The organism is Streptomyces sp. SX-6 (assembly GCF_059089585.1).
Genome location: NZ_JBTHHU010000018.1, coordinates 1 through 15296, shown reverse-complemented (window position 1 = coordinate 15296; position 15296 = coordinate 1). Strand labels below are relative to the sequence as shown.

Below are 15296 nucleotides of genomic sequence, written 5' to 3'. Positions count from 1 at the left end.
GGGGTCATCTCCTCGGTGTGGCGGTATGAGGCGGCGGCCGGTCTCGGCGGCGCACACCGGGCCAAGCGTAGACGGATTTGGGCCCATGCCGCCCGGTTCATGTACCCGACAAGGGCGGATGCCTGCGAGATCTTGACAACTTCCCTTGACAGGCCTGGTCTTGACGCGCGTAGATATCGATCTTGACGATTTCTTGACTCCATTCCATCATCCCCACCATCGGAGAAACCGTGCGACGACCCACGCCCGGATCTGCCGCCACCCTCGGCACCCTGATATCCGCCGCGCTCGCGGCGGGCCTGCTCACCGCCCCCTCCGCGAACGCGGCGGGCATCCGCATCCACGACGTCCAGGGCGCCTCCCGCGTCTCCCCCCTCGCCGGGAAGCAGGTGCAGGGGGTGCCGGGCGTCGTGACGGCCGTACGGGACTCCGGCTCGGCCCGCGGCTTCTGGTTCCAGGACCCGCACCCGGACAACAACCCGGCCACGAGCGAGGCGCTCTTCGTCTACACCGGCCGGACGAGCCCGTCCGTCGCCGTCGGGGACGCGGTGCTCGTCTCCGGCACCGTCACCGAGTACTACCCGGGCGGCGAGCAGGCGGGCCTGCAGTCGGTCACCGAGCTCACCGGGGCGCAGTGGAGCGTGCAGTCGTCCGGCAACGCGCTGCCCGCGGCCGTCGTGCTGGACGCGGCGTCGGTCCCGGCCGCGTACGCGCCCGACGCGCACGGCGGCTCGATCGAGAAGCTGCCGCTCAAGCCGGGGCGCTACGCGCTCGACCGGTTCAAGTCGCTGGAGGGCATGCGGGTCTCCGTCCGCAACGCGTCCGTCGTCGGCGCGACCAACTCGTACCACGAGCTGTGGGTCACCGCCGACCCGCGCCACAACCGCACCGTGCGCGGCGGCACGCTCTACGGCTCGTACGCCGACCCCAACCCGGCCCGGATCAAGGTCGCTTCGCTCCTGCCGGCCGCGCGGCACCCCTTCCCGGTGGCCGACGTCGGCGACCGGCTGACGGGCGCCACGACGGGGCCGCTGGACTACGACAACCACGGCGGCTACACGCTGCGCGCCACCGAGCTGGGCCGGCTCGAGAGCCACGGCCTCAAGCGCGAGACCACGCGCAAGCAGCGCGGCGGTGAACTGGCCGTCGCCACCTACAACGTGGAGAACCTCTCCCCGAAGAACCCGCAGGCGAAGTTCGACCGCCTGGCGAGTGCGCTGGTGACCAACCTCGCCTCGCCCGACATCGTCGCCGTCGAGGAGATCCAGGACGACAACGGGCCGGTGAACGACGGCACCGTGGACGCGGGCGTGACGCTGAAGAAGCTCACAGCCGCCATCGCCGCGGCGGGCGGCCCCGCATACCGGTGGCGGCAGATCAGCCCCGTCGACGGCGAGGACGGCGGCCAGCCGGGCGGCAACATCCGTACCGCGTTCCTCTACAACCCCGCGCGCGTCTCCTTCACCGACAGGCCGGGCGGTGACGCGACCACCCCGGTGAAGGCCGTGCGCGAGGGCGGCAAGGCCGCGCTGTCCGTCTCCCCCGGCCGTATCGACCCGGCCAACCCGGCCTGGAAGCACAGCCGCAAGCCGCTGGCGGGCGAGTTCACCTTCCGGGGCAACAAGGTCTTCGTCGTCGCCAACCACTTCAACTCCAAGGGCGGCGACAAGCCTCTCGACAGCATCGTCCAGCCCCCGGCCCGTACCTCCGAGGTCCAGCGCGGCGAGCAGGCGAAGGCCGTCAACACCTTCGTCCGGCAGCTGCTCGCCGCCGACAAGAGCGCGAACGTGATCGTCGCGGGCGACCTCAACGACTACCAGTTCTCGCCCGCGCTGAAGACCCTCACCGCGGGCGGCGCGCTCACCGACCAGGTGGACCACCTGCCGCGGAAGGAGCGTTACGGCTACGTCTACCAGGGCAACTCGCAGGTGCTCGACCACATCCTGACCAGCGGCCACGTCAAGCGCACCGACTACGACATCGTGCACATCAACGCCGAGTTCGCCGACCAGGCGAGCGACCACGACCCGCAGGTGCTGCGCTGGACGCCGTAGCGATGTAGCAATGCTTAGCGGTCGGCGAAGAACAAGTAAATAGACCTGTACGGTCGAAGGGGCCCAGAATCGGGGGCATGACCTCCAATCCCTCCAGCTCCTTCGGCCGTGCTGTCTGCGCCATGGTCACCCCCTTCACCGCGGCCGGGGACCTCGACCTCGACGGGGCGCAACGCCTCGCCGACCACCTCGTCGGAGCGGGCGGCTGCGACGGGCTGGTGCTCAGCGGGACGACCGGCGAGTCGCCGACCACCAGCGACGCCGAGAAGAGCCTGCTCATCCGGGCCGTGGTGGAAGCGGTGGCGGGCCGGGCGCGCATCACGGCGGGCGTGGGTTCCGCCGACACCCGGCACACGGTCCAACTGGCGTGCCAGGCCGAGGAGTCGGGCGCGGACGGGGTGCTCGTGGTGACCCCGTACTACAGCAAGCCGCCGCAGGAGGACATCGCGGAGCATTTCCGTGCTGTGGCCAACGGGGTCGGGGTCCCGGTGATGCTCTACGACATCCCGGGCCGGACCGGCACCCGGATCGAGCCCGACACGATGCTGCGGCTCGCCGAGCACCCGCGCATCGCCGGGGTCAAGGACTGTGCGTACGACCTGCTGGGCAGCTCGCGGGTCATCGCGGCCACGGGGCTCGCCTACTACTCCGGCTGCGAGGAGCTGAACCTGCCGCTGCGGGCGGTGGGCGGAGCGGGGTTCGTGAGCACGGTCGCCAATGTGGCGGGGCCGCAACTGGCCGCGGTGCTCGACGCGTTCGACCGCGGGGAGAACGCGGAGGCGACCCGGCATCACCAGCGCGCGCTGCCGCTGATCGCGGCGATGATGGCGGGCGGGCTGCCCGGTACGGTCACGGCCAAGGCGCTGCTGAACGCGCTGGGGCTGCCCGGCGGGGCCGTCCGGCCGCCGCTGCGGGCGGCGGACCGGGCGCGTACGGAGGCGTTGCTCGCGGCGTACGGTGAGCTGGTGGCCTCAGCTTCCTGAGATCCTCTCCAACTTGCCCTGGAACCAGTCGAGTCGGGCCTGGAGCAGGGCGGCCTCCGCCATCAGTTCGGGCACGGTCAGGTCTGCCGGGCCGTTGCCGTCGTGTCTTTCGGCGGTGATCGTCAGCGGGCCGCCGGCCAGCCGGGCGAACTCGGCGAACGTCACGCCGGTGACGCCGAGCGCACATCCGCCGCAGTCGGCGGACACCACCCGCCAGCCGGGTCTGCCCCAGCCCGCGTCCGTGAAGCGCGTGGCCTCCCGGCCGCAGGCGCACAGCCCGACGCGGACGGAGCGCACGCGCTGGCGGGCGTAGCGCATGCCGCGCTCGTAGCGGATGTACGCGCCGAGCACGGCGACTTCGAGCACGACGGCGCGGCGGTGCGCCCCCGCGCAGGTGAGGCCGAGGGCCTCGTCGAGCGAGTGCAGGCAGTGGAAGCCGCAGTCGCAGCGGCGGGCGGGGGCGTGGTGGCGGCGGCCGTAGACGCACCGGGCGTCGTCCACGACGCCGTACGGTGCGCCGCCGCCGAGGGAGACGCCGGTGAAGCCGGACCGGGTGCCGTGGTGGGACAGCACGGGGTAGGCGATCTTGTAGCCGGTCGGCGGCTCCGTCGGGTGTTCCTCGGAGAGCCGCAGCCTCATCGCCCGGCCGGGACGGGCTGAACGGGCTCTTCGGATGCCTCGGCCTCCGGCACGGCGGGCTGCTCGGTTTCCTCGGCCTCTGCGATCTCTTCCGCGAACCCGATGGCGATCGGCTTGCCCAGCTTCATGGAGCCCTCCCGCTGTCCGTGGACGGAACGGTCCCATGGTGGCGCAGCGCGTCATGGGCGCGCCAGGGGGTGTCGCCCCGGCCCCACCCTCTCGCCGTCTCCTGGGGCTCCGCCCCAGACCCCCTTTGTCGCGGCTCCGCCGCTCGCCCTCAATCGCCGGACGGGCTTAAATTTCGCGCCCGGCCCAGCACTATCCAGCCTGTCCGGCGCTTGAGGACAACCGCGCGCAGCGCGGTTTCGGGGGCCACCCCCAACGGTCAGTTGTGGGCGTGCAGCGCCTCGTTCAGGCCGCCCCAGTTCGCCTTGTACGGGCGGGCCTCGACCGCACCGGTCGTTGAGTTGCGGCGGAAGAGGATGTTGCTGGCACCGGACAGGTTCAGGGCCTTGACGACCTCGCCGTCCGGCAGCGTGACCCGCGTACCCGCGGTCACGTACAGCCCGGCCTCGACGACGCACTCGTCGCCGAGCGCGATGCCGATACCGGACTCCGCACCCAGCAGGCACCGCTCGCCGATCGAGATGATCTGCTTGCCGCCGCCCGACAGCGTGCCCATCGTGGAGGCACCGCCACCGATGTCCGTGCCGTCGCCGACGACGACGCCCGCGCTGATGCGGCCCTCGACCATCGACGTGCCGAGCGTGCCGGCGTTGAAGTTGACGAAGCCCTCGTGCATGACGGTCGTGCCGGAGCCGAGGTAGGCGCCGAGGCGGATCCGGTCGGCGTTGCCGATGCGGACGCCGGACGGGGCGACGTAGTCCGTCATGCGCGGGAACTTGTCGACGCTGGTCACCTGGAGGTGCAGGCCCTGGGCCCGGGCGTTCAGGCGCACGGTCTCCAGCTGGTCGACCGCGACGGGGCCGAGCGAGGTCCAGGCGACGTTGGCGAGCAGCCCGAAGACGCCGTCGAGGTTCTGGCCGTGCGGCTTGACCAGGCGGTGCGAGAGCAGGTGCAGCCGCAGGTAGGCGTCGTGCGCGTCGGCCGGCTTGTCCTCGAGCGAGGCGATGACCGTACGGACGGCGACGACCGTGACCCCGCGCAGCGCGTCCGGGCCGACCGCCTTGGCGGCGGCCTCGCCCAGCAGTTCCGCGGCGCGCTCGGCGGTCAGCCGCTCGGTGCCGACCGGGCCGGGCGCGTCGGCCAGCTCGGGGGCCGGGTACCAGGTGTCGAGGACGGTGCCGTCCGCGGCGATCGTGGCGAGACCGGCGGCAACGGCACCGGAGGGGCGGGGGGAGACAACAGCATCGGTCATGTCCGAAAACCTAACCGGACCAGGCAGTCCAAGGCGAACTCAGGGCGGGCCGGGGCGCACCGCCGGTTGGCTCAGCCACGGTCGCGGGGCGGCCGCGGCCGTCATATCCAGAGGGCATGAAACTGCCGAGACTCTGCGCGTTCGCGGCGTTGCTGATGGCGATCGCCGCCACCGCGGCCGCCCCGTACTCCTCCTCCGATCCGGTCCCGAGCCGTCTCGCTCCGCTGCACAAGACGTCGGGGAAGGCCGTGCCGGGTCACTACATCGTGCGGATGCGCCAGGGGTCGAGCCCGCGCACGCTCAGCGGCACGCTGGGCGTCACGCCGGATGTCGTCTACACGCACGCGCTGCTCGGCTTCGCCGCGACGCTCACCCCCCAGCAGCTGGACGCCGTCCGCCGTACGCCGGAGGTCGAGGCGGTGGAGGAGGACGCGGTCTTCAGCGCGTCCAGCGTGCCGCAGGCCAATGTGCCGCAGGTCAACGTGTCGCAGGCCAACGGACGGGCGGCAGCCCCGGCCGCCTCCTGGGGGCTGGACCGCATCGACCAGCGCACGCTCCCCCTCGACGGCCAGTTCAACGTCAAGGGCACGGGCGAGGGCGTGACCGCGTTCATCGTCGACACCGGCATCGACTACGGCAACAGCGAGTTCGGCGGCCGCGCGAGGCCGGGCGTCGACCTGGTGGACGCGGGCGGCAATGGCAGCGACTGTGTGGCCGGCACCGGGCACGGCACGCATGTGGCGGGGATCGTCGGCGGCGCCACGTACGGCGTCGCGCGCAAGGTCACGCTCGTCAGCGTCCGGGTGCTGGACTGCGCCGGCAGCACCTCGACGGCCCGGCTCGACGCGGGCCTGGACTGGGTGGCCCAGAACTTCGTGGCGCCCGCCGTCCTGAACGCCTCGCTCAACGGTCCCGTCTCGGACTCGACGAACGCGGCCGTCAACGATCTCGCGGACCGGGGCGTGGTCCCGGTCGTCTCGGCCGGCAACGCCCTTCCGGGGCGGCCCCCGACGGACGCGTGCCAGAACTCCCCGGGCAGCGCGAAGCAGGCCGTGGTCGTCGGGGCGACGGAGATCACGGACAAGATGACCGGGTTCAGCGACTGGGGGGCGTGTGTCCGCATCCTCGCCCCCGGCCAGGACATCATCTCCACCAAACCGGGCGGCGGCCCCGCGACCAAGAGCGGCACCTCGCAGGCCGCGCCGCATGTGACGGGCGTGGCGGCTCTGTACCGGGCCCAGAATCCGGGGGCGACCTCGGCCGCCGTAGCAAAGTGGCTCAACTCCCAGGCCACGCAAGGGGTGCTGACGAACGTGCAGCCCTCGACGCCGAACCTGCTGCTCTTCACCGGCGGCCTCTGAGTCTCGGCACTCCCTTGGCCATTGCTTGACCGAACCAGCTCTTGCTCAGCTGAGCAACTACGCCGTACGGTTTTGCTTATGGAAGCAAAAAATGATGCGGCCAAGCAGAAGGCAGGCGCATCGGGGCGGACGTTCACCGAGGCGGCCCGGCGGGCGCAGATCGTGGGGGCCGCGATCGAGGTGATCGCCGACGTCGGCTATGCGAAGACCACGTTCTCGAGGATCGCCAAGCAGGCCGGGCTGAGCAGCACCGGGATGATCTCGTACCACTTCTCCGGCAAGGACGACCTCATGCGGGAGGTCGCCGCCGAGTGCATGCGGGTCAACGGTGCCTATATGCAGTCGAGGATCGAGGCCCAGTCCGCCTACGCCGCCCGGTTGCGGGCCTACATCGAGTCGAACTTCGCGCTGGTGGCGGAGCACCCCAAGCACCTTCTGGCCCTGATCGAGGTACTCGGCCACACCCGGGACGGCGAAGGGACGAGGCAGGACTTCGCCGCTTCGATCGAGGGCATGGTCAGCCTCCAGGCGGAGCGCATGCGCGAGGGCCAACGGGCCGGGGCATTCCGTGAGTTCGACGCCGAGGTGATGGTGCTCGCGCTCCGCGGGGCCATCGACACGCTGGTGACCCGAGCCGTGCACGACCCGGCCATCGACGCGGCGGCGTGCGGCCGCGAACTGGCCGACCTCTTCGACCACGCCACCCGGAGGACACAGTGACCGAGTTGATGACGCCCCGCCGACAGGAGCGCACCGAGCGGGAGAAGAAGGCCGCACTGCGCACATTCATCCTGCAGCAGCTCGTCTTCGAACTGGCCCTCCCGCTCGGCAGCTTCTACGGCCTGCAGGCAGCAGGAGTGGGCCAGTTGCCGGCGCTGCTGATCGGCAGCCTGCTCACGGTGCCGTGGATCGTGTACGGCATGGTGAAGCGCCGCAAGGTGGAGGCCATGCCGGTGTTCGTCCTGTGCCTGATGGTGGTCGGCGCGCTGATGTCGATGGTGACCGGCAGCCCCCGCGCGCTGCTCATCAGGGACAGCTGGTTCTTCGGCCTGGTGGGGTTGTGGATCCTGGGCACGCTGCTGCCGAACCGGCGCCCGTACGTCATGTCCACCGCACGGCCGATCGTCCTCGCCAAGGCCGGCGAGGAGGGGTGGCAGAAGTGGGAGGCCAGGTGGGAGAGTGAGCCCGGTTTCCGCCGTAATGCTCGGGTGCTGTCCGCGATTTGGGGGACGGTCTTCACCGCCGACGCAGGCATACGCGTGGTGCTGGCGCTCACGCTGCCGGTCGGCTGGGTGCCGCTGGTGAGCACCTTGCAGTGGCTCGTGGTGCTGGGAGGGCTGCTGTTCTTCCACGGCCGTTTCCTCGACCGGCACGGCATGAAGGCCTGAGAAGGGGACAGGGACGTGAACTTCGATGTGATCGTGGCGGGAGCGGGCCCCACCGGTCTGATGCTCGCCAACGAGCTGGGCCTGGCCGGGGTGCGCACCGTCGTGCTGGAGAAGTCGCCCGAGCGGAGCGGACAGTCCAGGGCGCTCAACCTCCAGCCGCGCACCGCCGAGGTGCTCGATCTGCGCGGCTGGCTCGAGCCGATCGCCGAACAGGCCCTGGCCCGGATCCCCGACGGGCACTTCGCCGGAATACCGCTGCACTACGGGGTCTTCGAGACCCGCTTCCCCTATCAAGTGGGCATTCCGCAGGCGAGAGTCGAGGAGTTCCTCGAGGATCATCTCGCCACGTACAGGATCCCCGTCCTTCGCGGGCACGAACTGACCGGATTCGAGCAGGACTCCACCGGGGTCACCGTGACGGTCACCGGCCCGGACGGTCCGCACCGCCTGCGCGCGGCGTATCTCGTCGGCGCGGACGGCGGGCGCAGCCGGGTGCGCCGGGAGCTCGGCGTGGGGTTCCCCGGCCGGGACGGCCGCGTCTCGATGGTGGTCGCCGACGTGGTGATCGACGCCGACCCGCCGCTGCCCGCCGACTGGGAACTGCCGCCGTTCGACAACACGGACGGGCTGGGGACGTTCGTCCTGCCACTCGGCGACGGGGTCTGCCGCATCCTGTTCGGCGGACCCGAGCAGCAGGGCCTCGACCGTAATGCCCCGGTCACCGGGGACGAGGTCCGTACCGCCCTCACCCGTGTACGCGCGCTCCGGTCGAAGCTGAGCTTGCGCGAGATCCGCTGGGCGTCCCGCTTCACCGACGCGTCGCGCCAGGCCGAGCGGTATGTGAACGGCCGTGTGCTGCTGGCCGGCGATGCCGCCCACATCCATCTCCCGGCGGGCGGCCAGGGCCTCAACCTCGGTGTGCAGGACGCCTTCAACCTCGGCTGGAAGCTCGCGGGGGCGGTGCACGGCTGGGCGCCCGAGGGCCTGCTGGACACCTACCACGCCGAGCGGCACCCGGTCGGCGCCCGCGTCCTGCAGAACACCCGGGCCCAGGGCGTCATGCTGATCCCCGACGAGGACGTCGTCGCCCTGCGCGGCATCATGACCGAGGTCCTCGCCACCCCGGACGCCAACCGTCTCCTGGCCGGCATGATCTCCGGCCTCGACATCCGCTACGACATGCCGGGCACCCATCCGCGCACCGGCACCCATCTGTCGGCCTTCCCCCTGCGCGCCGGGCGCGGCCTCTTCGTCGATTTCGTCGGCTTCGGCGGCCCGGCCGACGGCCTCGCCGAGGCGGTCAAGCCCTGGCACGACCGCATCGACCGCATCACCGCCTCCCCCGTCGACGGGCTCGACGCCGACGCGGTCCTCCTGCGCCCCGACGGCCACGTGTGCTGGGCCGGCCCGGCGGACGGCGAAGGGCTGCGGGAAGCGGCCACCCGCTGGTTCGGGCGCCCGATCGGCTGAACGCGTTCAGCGACGGATTTCAGCCGTAACCGCGCGGAACGTGCGCCGGTAGGCGCCCGGTGAGACGCCGATCGCGGCGTGCAGGTGCTGCCGCAGCGTGGCGTCCGTGCCGAAGCCGGCGCGTTCGGCGATGCGGCTCACCGGCAGATCGCTGCCCTCGAGCAACTGGCGTGCCAAGTCGACGCGTTGCTGGGTGAGCCACTGCCCCGGGCTCATGCCCACCTCGGCGCGGAAGCGGCGGGTGAAGGTGCGGCGGCTCATGCCCGCGTGCTCCGCGAGGTCGGACAGCTGGAGCGGCTCGTGCAGCCGGTCCAGTGCCCAGGCGCGGGTCATGGAGGTGCCGGTGTCCGAGCTCGGCGGCACCGGGCGCTCCACGTACTGCGCCTGGCCGCCCTCGCGCTGCGGGGGGACGACGCAGCGGCGGGCGACCTGGTTGGCGACGCGGCTGCCGTGGTCCCGGCGGATCAGGTGCAGGAGGAGGTCAATGCCGGCCGCGGCACCGGCCGAGGTCAGGATGCGGCCCGTATCCACGAACAGCACGTCGGACCTGAGCTCGACCCGGGGGTACAGCCGCCGGAACCGTTCGGCGTGGTACCAGTGGGTGGCGGCGGCCTTGCCGTCCAGCAGGCCGAGTGCCGCCAGCGGGAAGGTGGCCAGGCAGATGCCCACGATCCGGGTCTCGGGGCCGATACGGGCCAGCGCCCGGGCCGTCGGGCGCGGCATCGACTCCTCGTCGAGGATCCCGGCGAAGTTCTCGGTCGCGGGGATGACGACGGTGTCCGCCGTGGCGAGCTCCGACGCGTCGTGCTCGACGGTGACCGAGAAGTCGGCGGCGGTGCGGACGGGCCGTCCGTCGGCGGAGCAGGTGATCACCTCGTAGAGGCGCTCGCCGTCGGGGCCGGCGGCGGCCCCGAACAGCCTGGAGGCCAGGCTCAGCTCGAAGGGGATGACTCCGTCCAGCGCCAGGACCACTACACGATGCATGGCCCGATCCTTGCACATCATGGCCCTCGGGCCACTGTCAGCGCAGATCGGTTCCGATGGATGCTGCTCTCATGACCATGATGAAAGCGATCAGCCAGAACACCCACGGCGGCCCGGAGGTCCTGCGGGAGGTGGAGATCGAGCGTCCGGCGCCCGGCCCTTCCGAGGTGCTCGTCCGTGTCCGCGCGGCGGGCATGAACCCGACCGACTGGAAGCACCGGCAGGGCGCGGGCTTCCTCGGCAGCCTGCCGAAGGTGCTCGGCTGGGACGTCTCCGGCGTCGTCGAGGCCGTCGGGCTCGGCGTGACGATCCACCGCCCCGGCGACGAGGTGTTCGGCATGCTGCCCTACCCGTACGGCCACGGCGCGTTCGCCGAGTACGTCGTCGCCCCGGCCCGGGCGCTGGTCCGCAAGCCGGAGAACGTCGATCACGTCCAGGCGGGTGCGATCCCGCTGGCCGCGCTGACCGCCTGGCAGGTCCTCGTGGACTCCGCGGACGTACAGCCCGGCCAGCGTGTGCTGATCCACGCCGCCGCGGGCGGCGTGGGCCACTTCGCGGTGCAGATCGCCAAGGCGCGGGGCGCGTACGTGATCGGTACGGCCAGCGCCCCCAAGCACGCGCTGCTGCGCGAGCTCGGCGCGGACGAGGTGATCGACTACCGGAACCGGGACTTCACCGGGATCGACCCGGTCGACGTCGTCTTCGACACCCTCGGCGACGACACGGCGGTGCGCTCGCTCAAGGTCCTCAAGCCCGGCGGCCAGTTGGTCAACATCTCCATCCGCAACTTCCCGGAGGACCTCCCCGAGCAGGCCGCGGCCCTGGGGGCCCGGGCCTACCCGCTGCTGGTCGAGGCCGACCAGGCCGGCATGCGGGCCATCGCCGACCTGGTGACAACGGGCAGGCTCAAGGCGGTCGTCGAGGCCACCTTCCCGCTCGCCCGGGCCGCCGAGGGCCACACGCTCGGCGACACGGGCCGGGTCACGGGGAAGGTCGTGCTGACGGTTGGCTAGAGCCGGGTGTCGTCCGCCACCGGCACGGAGCGGTAACCGCCGTTGCCTGTGCCGGTGAGCGACCGCTGCTTCGCCGCCATCGGCGCCTTGCCGCAGAACGCGGGCTCGAGCGTGTTCGTCAGGCCCTGCGTGATCGTGCCGTTGTTGGACGCGTTGGCGAAGACGACGACCGTGCGGGTGCCGTCCGGCGTGGAGAACGACTGGGTCTGGTAGCCCTGGACGATGCCGCCGTGGCCGAGCACCTTGCCGCAGGACAGGGCGATTTCGCGGATGCCCAGCCCGTAGCTCACCTTCGCCGTGGGCGTCGGGATCACGCTCGTCATCTGCTTCAGCGACTCGTCGGAGACCAGTCCTCCGTCGCTCCCGGCGAGCAGGGCAGTGAGGAAGCGGTCGAGGTCCCCGGCATCGGAGATGACGGCGCCGGCGCTCCAGATCCAGGACGCGGTCTGCTCGGTGGAGTCCAGCAGCGGCTTGCTGCGGTCGTCGTTCGTGAGGTAGCCGGTGGCGTGCGGCCCGGCGATCTCCTTGTGCGGCACGACGAACGAGGTGTGCTTCAGCTCCAGCGGCTCGAGGATCTGCTCGCGGAGCAGGTCGGCGTACGGGCGGCCGGTGATGTGCTCGACGGCGAGGCCCATCAGCACGAAGTCGGTGTTCGAGTAGGCGTACTTGGTGCCCGGGGTGTACTGCAGGCCGTGCTTGACCGAGAGGGCCACGAGGTCCTTGGGGTCGTACACGTTGTTGCGGATGCGCTTCTCGAAGGCCTCCGTGGTCTCCTCGCCGGGCTGCTCGAGGAGGTCGTTGGTGTGGTCGTACACACCGGCGCGGTGCTCCATCACCTGGCGGCCGGTGATGGCCCAGCTCTCCGGGAGCATGCCCTCGGGGAGGTAGTCGCGCAGCGGCTTGTCCAGGTCGATGCGGCCCTGCTCGACGAGCCGCATCACGAGGACCGAGGTGAACATCTTGGTGTTGCTGCCCACCCGGAAGCGCAAGCCGGCGCTCATGGGGGTGCCGTCGAGGTCGGCCTTGCCGACGGCCAGCGACCGGTCGAGTTCGGGGTTGCCGTGATCGCGGATCACGGCAAACGCGCCCGGGGCGCCCGAGTTGACGATGCGCTGCAGCGCGGCGCGGACACCGGCGGTGTCCGGTGCGACCGGTGCGGGCGCGGCGGTGGCGTCCGCCGTGCCGCCGGTCACGATGACGGCGGTGGCCGCGAGTGCGGCCATGGAACGCGCGAGTCCGATTCTCATCTGCCGAAGTTCCCCTGATCCCCGATGGCGTGATGAAGCGATCCTGGCCGCGCAGGTGCGCGACCAAGATCAAATATAGGCCGACCAAGATCAAATATGGGCGGGGCTCACACCAGGTCGGCGGGGTCCGTGTTCGCGCCGCACAGCACGACGGCGATCATCTCGCCCTCGGCCGGAACGTACTGCGAGGCCATGGCCGCGTACGCCGTCGCTCCCGCGTGCTCGACGACGATGCGCCGGTCGTCCCACAGGTCCTGGCGGGCGCGGACGATGTCGCTGTCCGGTACGAGCACGGAGCGCACGCCCTCGTGGCGGGCCGCGGCGAGCGCGAGCGGTGTCGCCCGGCGGGCGCCGAGGGCGTCGGCGGCGACGGATTCGACGGGGACGTCGACGACGCGCCCGGCCTCGAGGGCGGCGTTCAGCGCGCGGGAGTTCTCGGGTTCGACGGCGACGACGCGGATGCCGTGGTGGCGGGCGGCCGTGGCGACACCGGCGAAGAGTCCGCCGCCGCCGACCGCGACAACCACGGTGTCCAGGTCCGGTACCTGTGCCCGGATCTCCTCCAGCAGCGTGCCCGCCCCGGCGGCGATCAGCGGATGGTCGTAGGCGTGGCTGGCCAGCGCACCGCTGCGGGCGGCGAACTCCTCGCAGGCGGCGAGCGCTTCGGCGTACTCGCGGCCGACGAGACGCACGTCGGCGCCGAGCCGGCGCAGGCGGGAGACCTTCACCGGCGGGGCGGTCTCGGGGACGAAGACCGTGGCGGTGATCCCCTGCCGCCGGGCCGCCCACGCACAGGCGAGGCCCGCGTTGCCGCCGGAGGCGATGGTGACCCCGGTGTCGGGGAGGGTGCCGGCCTCGCAGTGCGCGGCCAGGAAGTTCCAGGCACCGCGCGCCTTGAAGCTGCCGGTGTGCTGGAAGTACTCCAACGCCAGCCGCATCGCGCCGGGTTGGTCCGCCGGGGCGGCCAGGGTGACGGGACGGACGTGACCGGAGATGCGTGCGGCAGCGGCTTCGATGTCGCCGTACGTGAGATGGTGCACGGAAATTCCCTCCTTGAGGTTTGCGTCGCGTTTACTAAATCAGGTGAATTTCCTGGGAGTTGACGGGGATAGGGTCTGCCGCATGCCGACCCTCCCCGTCCTCCCCTACCGCAAGCCCACCCGCGGCCGGGACTACTGGATCATCGACGACGCGCTGCCCGACCCGGATGCCGTCCGCGCGCGCTGCCTGGCCCGTAACGACTGGGTCGAGGGTTATCCGCACAAGCCGGAGCCGTGGCCCGGGATGCGCACCATGCCGGGGCTGGAGCCGGACGAACTCGCCCATGTCGAGCGCCAGGTGCGCAAGGCGACCGGGGCCCGGAAGCTGTGGGTGGAGTCGGCGGCCGGCAGCGGTACGTTCAACCACAACTGCGTCCAGGTGGTCGGCGAGGGCGAGGGCGAAACGCGTCCTCACACGGATTCACGCTCGCTGTGCCGCTATGCGGCCGTGCTCTATCTCAACCCGGACGTGCCCAAGGACTGCGGGACCGCCTTCTACCGGCAGAGCCTGCCCGGCGGCCTGCTGGGCGGGAACATGGTGATCGCGCCGCACAACAACCTGGTGGACGCGCTGGGGACGCGCTTCGTCCCGCCGGACTCCTTCACCGAGGACATCCGCGTGCCGCACAAGTACAACCGGCTGCTGCTCTACACCGCCAACATGATGCACAGCGCCACCGGTTACTGGGGTACGACGCTGGAGGAGAAGCGGATGACGGCGGTGTTCTTCTGGATGGCCTGATGGATGTGGCCTGACGCCGCGCTGAACGCGGCGTCAGGCCAACAGGGGGCTCAGACGTTGAAGCCCAGGGCGCGCAGCTGCTCGCGGCCCTCGTCGGTGATCTTGTCGGGGCCCCACGGCGGCATCCAGACCCAGTTGATCCGGAGCTCGTTGACGATCCCCTCGGTCGCCGACTTCGCCTGGTCCTCGATGACGTCGGTCAGCGGGCAGGCCGCGGACGTCAGCGTCATGTCGAGGGTGGCGATGTTGGCGTCGTCGATGTGAACGCCGTAGATCAGGCCGAGGTTGACGACGTCGATGCCCAGCTCGGGGTCGACCACGTCGTAGAGGGCCTCGCGGACCTCCTCCTCCGTGGCCGGCTTCGTCGTCGCCGTCACAGCTTCCTCAACGTGCTCGCTCATTTGGTCTTCCTCTCGGACAGCACCTGTGCTGTCGCGTCCTTCCACGCCATCCAGCTCAGCAGGGCGCACTTCACCCGGGCCGGGTACTTGGAGACGCCGGCGAACGCGACCGCGTCCTCCAGCACCTCCTCCATCTCGTCGTCCGGCTCGACCTGCCCCTTGGACTGCATCAGCTCCAGGAAGGTCTCCTGGATCCGGCGCGCTTCCTCGATCTCCTTGCCGACCAGCAGCTCGTTGAGCACAGAGGCGCTGGCCTGGCTGATGGAGCAGCCCTGGCCCTCGTACGAGACATCTTCGATCGTCTCGCCGTCCAGACGCACTCGCAGCGTGATCTCGTCGCCGCACGTCGGATTGACGTGGTGCACCTCGGCGTCGCCGTCCCGCAAGCCCCGCCCGTGCGGGTGCTTGTAGTGGTCCAGGATGACGTCCTGGTACATCGAATCAAGCTTCACGGTGTGCAGTCCTGTCAGCCGAAGAAGTTCCGGACGTGCTCCAGGCCCGCTATCAGCGCGTCGACCTCGGCGGGCGTGGAGTACAGATAGAACGACGCCCGCGTGGTCGCCGGAATTCCGTACCGCAGGCACACGGGCCGCGCG

At 71.1% G+C, this 15296-nt stretch carries 16 protein-coding genes and 1 pseudogene; 8 read left to right on the top strand and 9 right to left on the bottom strand.

Features of this window, described 5'->3' with window-relative positions:
• The first annotated feature begins 230 nt into the window (after positions 1 to 230).
• Positions 231 to 2054, top strand: coding sequence for a DUF8508 domain-containing protein (locus tag ACV530_RS21635; protein ID WP_494334231.1), 1824 nt, complete (start codon positions 231 to 233; stop codon positions 2052 to 2054).
• Positions 2055 to 2131: 77 nt separating this feature from the next.
• Positions 2132 to 3037: a 4-hydroxy-tetrahydrodipicolinate synthase gene (gene dapA, locus ACV530_RS21630; RefSeq protein WP_494334230.1), complete on the top strand. Its 906-nt coding sequence runs from the start codon at positions 2132 to 2134 to the stop codon at positions 3035 to 3037.
• Here the strand turns inward: dapA and ACV530_RS21625 are convergent.
• The 3 genes from ACV530_RS21625 to dapD form a co-directional block, all read right to left on the bottom strand.
• On the bottom strand, positions 3026 to 3676 hold the full coding sequence (locus ACV530_RS21625; RefSeq protein WP_494334229.1) for a hypothetical protein: 651 nt from the start codon (positions 3674 to 3676) through the stop codon (positions 3026 to 3028). The genes dapA and ACV530_RS21625 overlap by 12 nt on opposite strands.
• A complete protein-coding gene (locus tag ACV530_RS21620; protein ID WP_494334228.1) occupies positions 3673 to 3804 on the bottom strand; it encodes a hypothetical protein in 132 nt (43 codons plus the stop codon). Before ACV530_RS21620 ends, ACV530_RS21625 begins: the two co-directional genes overlap by 4 nt.
• 257 nt (positions 3805 to 4061) lie before the next feature.
• On the bottom strand, positions 4062 to 5054 hold the full coding sequence (dapD, locus tag ACV530_RS21615; protein WP_494334227.1) for a 2,3,4,5-tetrahydropyridine-2,6-dicarboxylate N-succinyltransferase: 993 nt from the start codon (positions 5052 to 5054) through the stop codon (positions 4062 to 4064).
• A 116-nt stretch (positions 5055 to 5170) separates the two neighbouring features.
• Here dapD and ACV530_RS21610 point away from each other — a divergent pair, with 116 nt between their 5' ends.
• The 4 genes from ACV530_RS21610 to ACV530_RS21595 all read left to right on the top strand — a co-directional run bounded on the left by ACV530_RS21610 (position 5171) and on the right by ACV530_RS21595 (position 9273).
• On the top strand, positions 5171 to 6415 hold the full coding sequence (locus ACV530_RS21610; protein ID WP_494334226.1) for a S8 family peptidase: 1245 nt from the start codon (positions 5171 to 5173) through the stop codon (positions 6413 to 6415).
• A gap of 78 nt (positions 6416 to 6493) precedes the next feature.
• Positions 6494 to 7135, top strand: a complete 642-nt coding sequence (locus ACV530_RS21605) for a TetR family transcriptional regulator (protein WP_494334225.1) — start codon at positions 6494 to 6496, stop codon at positions 7133 to 7135.
• Positions 7132 to 7803 (top strand): VC0807 family protein, encoded by a 672-nt coding sequence (locus ACV530_RS21600; RefSeq protein ID WP_494334224.1) that lies wholly within the window; start codon positions 7132 to 7134, stop codon positions 7801 to 7803. Before ACV530_RS21605 ends, ACV530_RS21600 begins: the two co-directional genes overlap by 4 nt.
• A 15-nt stretch (positions 7804 to 7818) precedes the next feature.
• Positions 7819 to 9273 carry an FAD-dependent monooxygenase gene (locus ACV530_RS21595; RefSeq protein WP_494334223.1) on the top strand — a complete coding sequence of 485 codons (1455 nt, stop codon included), beginning with the start codon at positions 7819 to 7821 and terminating at the stop codon, positions 9271 to 9273.
• A gap of 6 nt (positions 9274 to 9279) precedes the next feature.
• Here ACV530_RS21595 and ACV530_RS21590 read toward each other — a convergent pair whose 3' ends face one another.
• Positions 9280 to 10257 (bottom strand): GlxA family transcriptional regulator, encoded by a 978-nt coding sequence (locus ACV530_RS21590; RefSeq protein ID WP_494334222.1) that lies wholly within the window; start codon positions 10255 to 10257, stop codon positions 9280 to 9282.
• Positions 10258 to 10328: 71 nt separating this feature from the next.
• Here ACV530_RS21590 and ACV530_RS21585 point away from each other — a divergent pair, with 71 nt between their 5' ends.
• Positions 10329 to 11270: an NADP-dependent oxidoreductase gene (locus ACV530_RS21585; RefSeq protein WP_494334221.1), complete on the top strand. Its 942-nt coding sequence runs from the start codon at positions 10329 to 10331 to the stop codon at positions 11268 to 11270.
• Here the strand turns inward: ACV530_RS21585 and ACV530_RS21580 are convergent.
• On the bottom strand, positions 11267 to 12517 hold the full coding sequence (locus ACV530_RS21580; RefSeq protein ID WP_494334220.1) for a serine hydrolase domain-containing protein: 1251 nt from the start codon (positions 12515 to 12517) through the stop codon (positions 11267 to 11269). The two genes, ACV530_RS21585 and ACV530_RS21580, sit on opposite strands and share 4 nt — an antisense overlap.
• Before the next feature lie 107 nt (positions 12518 to 12624).
• A complete protein-coding gene (locus ACV530_RS21575) occupies positions 12625 to 13557 on the bottom strand; it encodes a serine/threonine dehydratase (RefSeq protein ID WP_494334219.1) in 933 nt (310 codons plus the stop codon).
• An 82-nt stretch (positions 13558 to 13639) separates the two neighbouring features.
• Here ACV530_RS21575 and ACV530_RS21570 point away from each other — a divergent pair, with 82 nt between their 5' ends.
• The gene (locus tag ACV530_RS21570; RefSeq protein ID WP_494334218.1) at positions 13640 to 14299 is read left to right on the top strand and encodes a DUF6445 family protein; all 660 of its coding nucleotides are present in this window, start codon (positions 13640 to 13642) and stop codon (positions 14297 to 14299) included.
• Between the two features lie 50 nt (positions 14300 to 14349).
• Here ACV530_RS21570 and ACV530_RS21565 read toward each other — a convergent pair whose 3' ends face one another.
• The 3 genes and pseudogenes from ACV530_RS21565 to ACV530_RS21555 form a co-directional block, all read right to left on the bottom strand.
• On the bottom strand, positions 14350 to 14700 hold the full coding sequence (locus ACV530_RS21565; protein WP_494334217.1) for a metal-sulfur cluster assembly factor: 351 nt from the start codon (positions 14698 to 14700) through the stop codon (positions 14350 to 14352).
• Complete coding sequence (gene sufU / locus ACV530_RS21560) at positions 14697 to 15152, bottom strand: Fe-S cluster assembly sulfur transfer protein SufU (RefSeq protein ID WP_494334216.1); 456 nt, start codon at positions 15150 to 15152, stop codon at positions 14697 to 14699. Before sufU ends, ACV530_RS21565 begins: the two co-directional genes overlap by 4 nt.
• A gap of 14 nt (positions 15153 to 15166) precedes the next feature.
• A pseudogene (locus tag ACV530_RS21555) lies at positions 15167 to 15296 on the bottom strand (cysteine desulfurase); the annotation flags it as partial.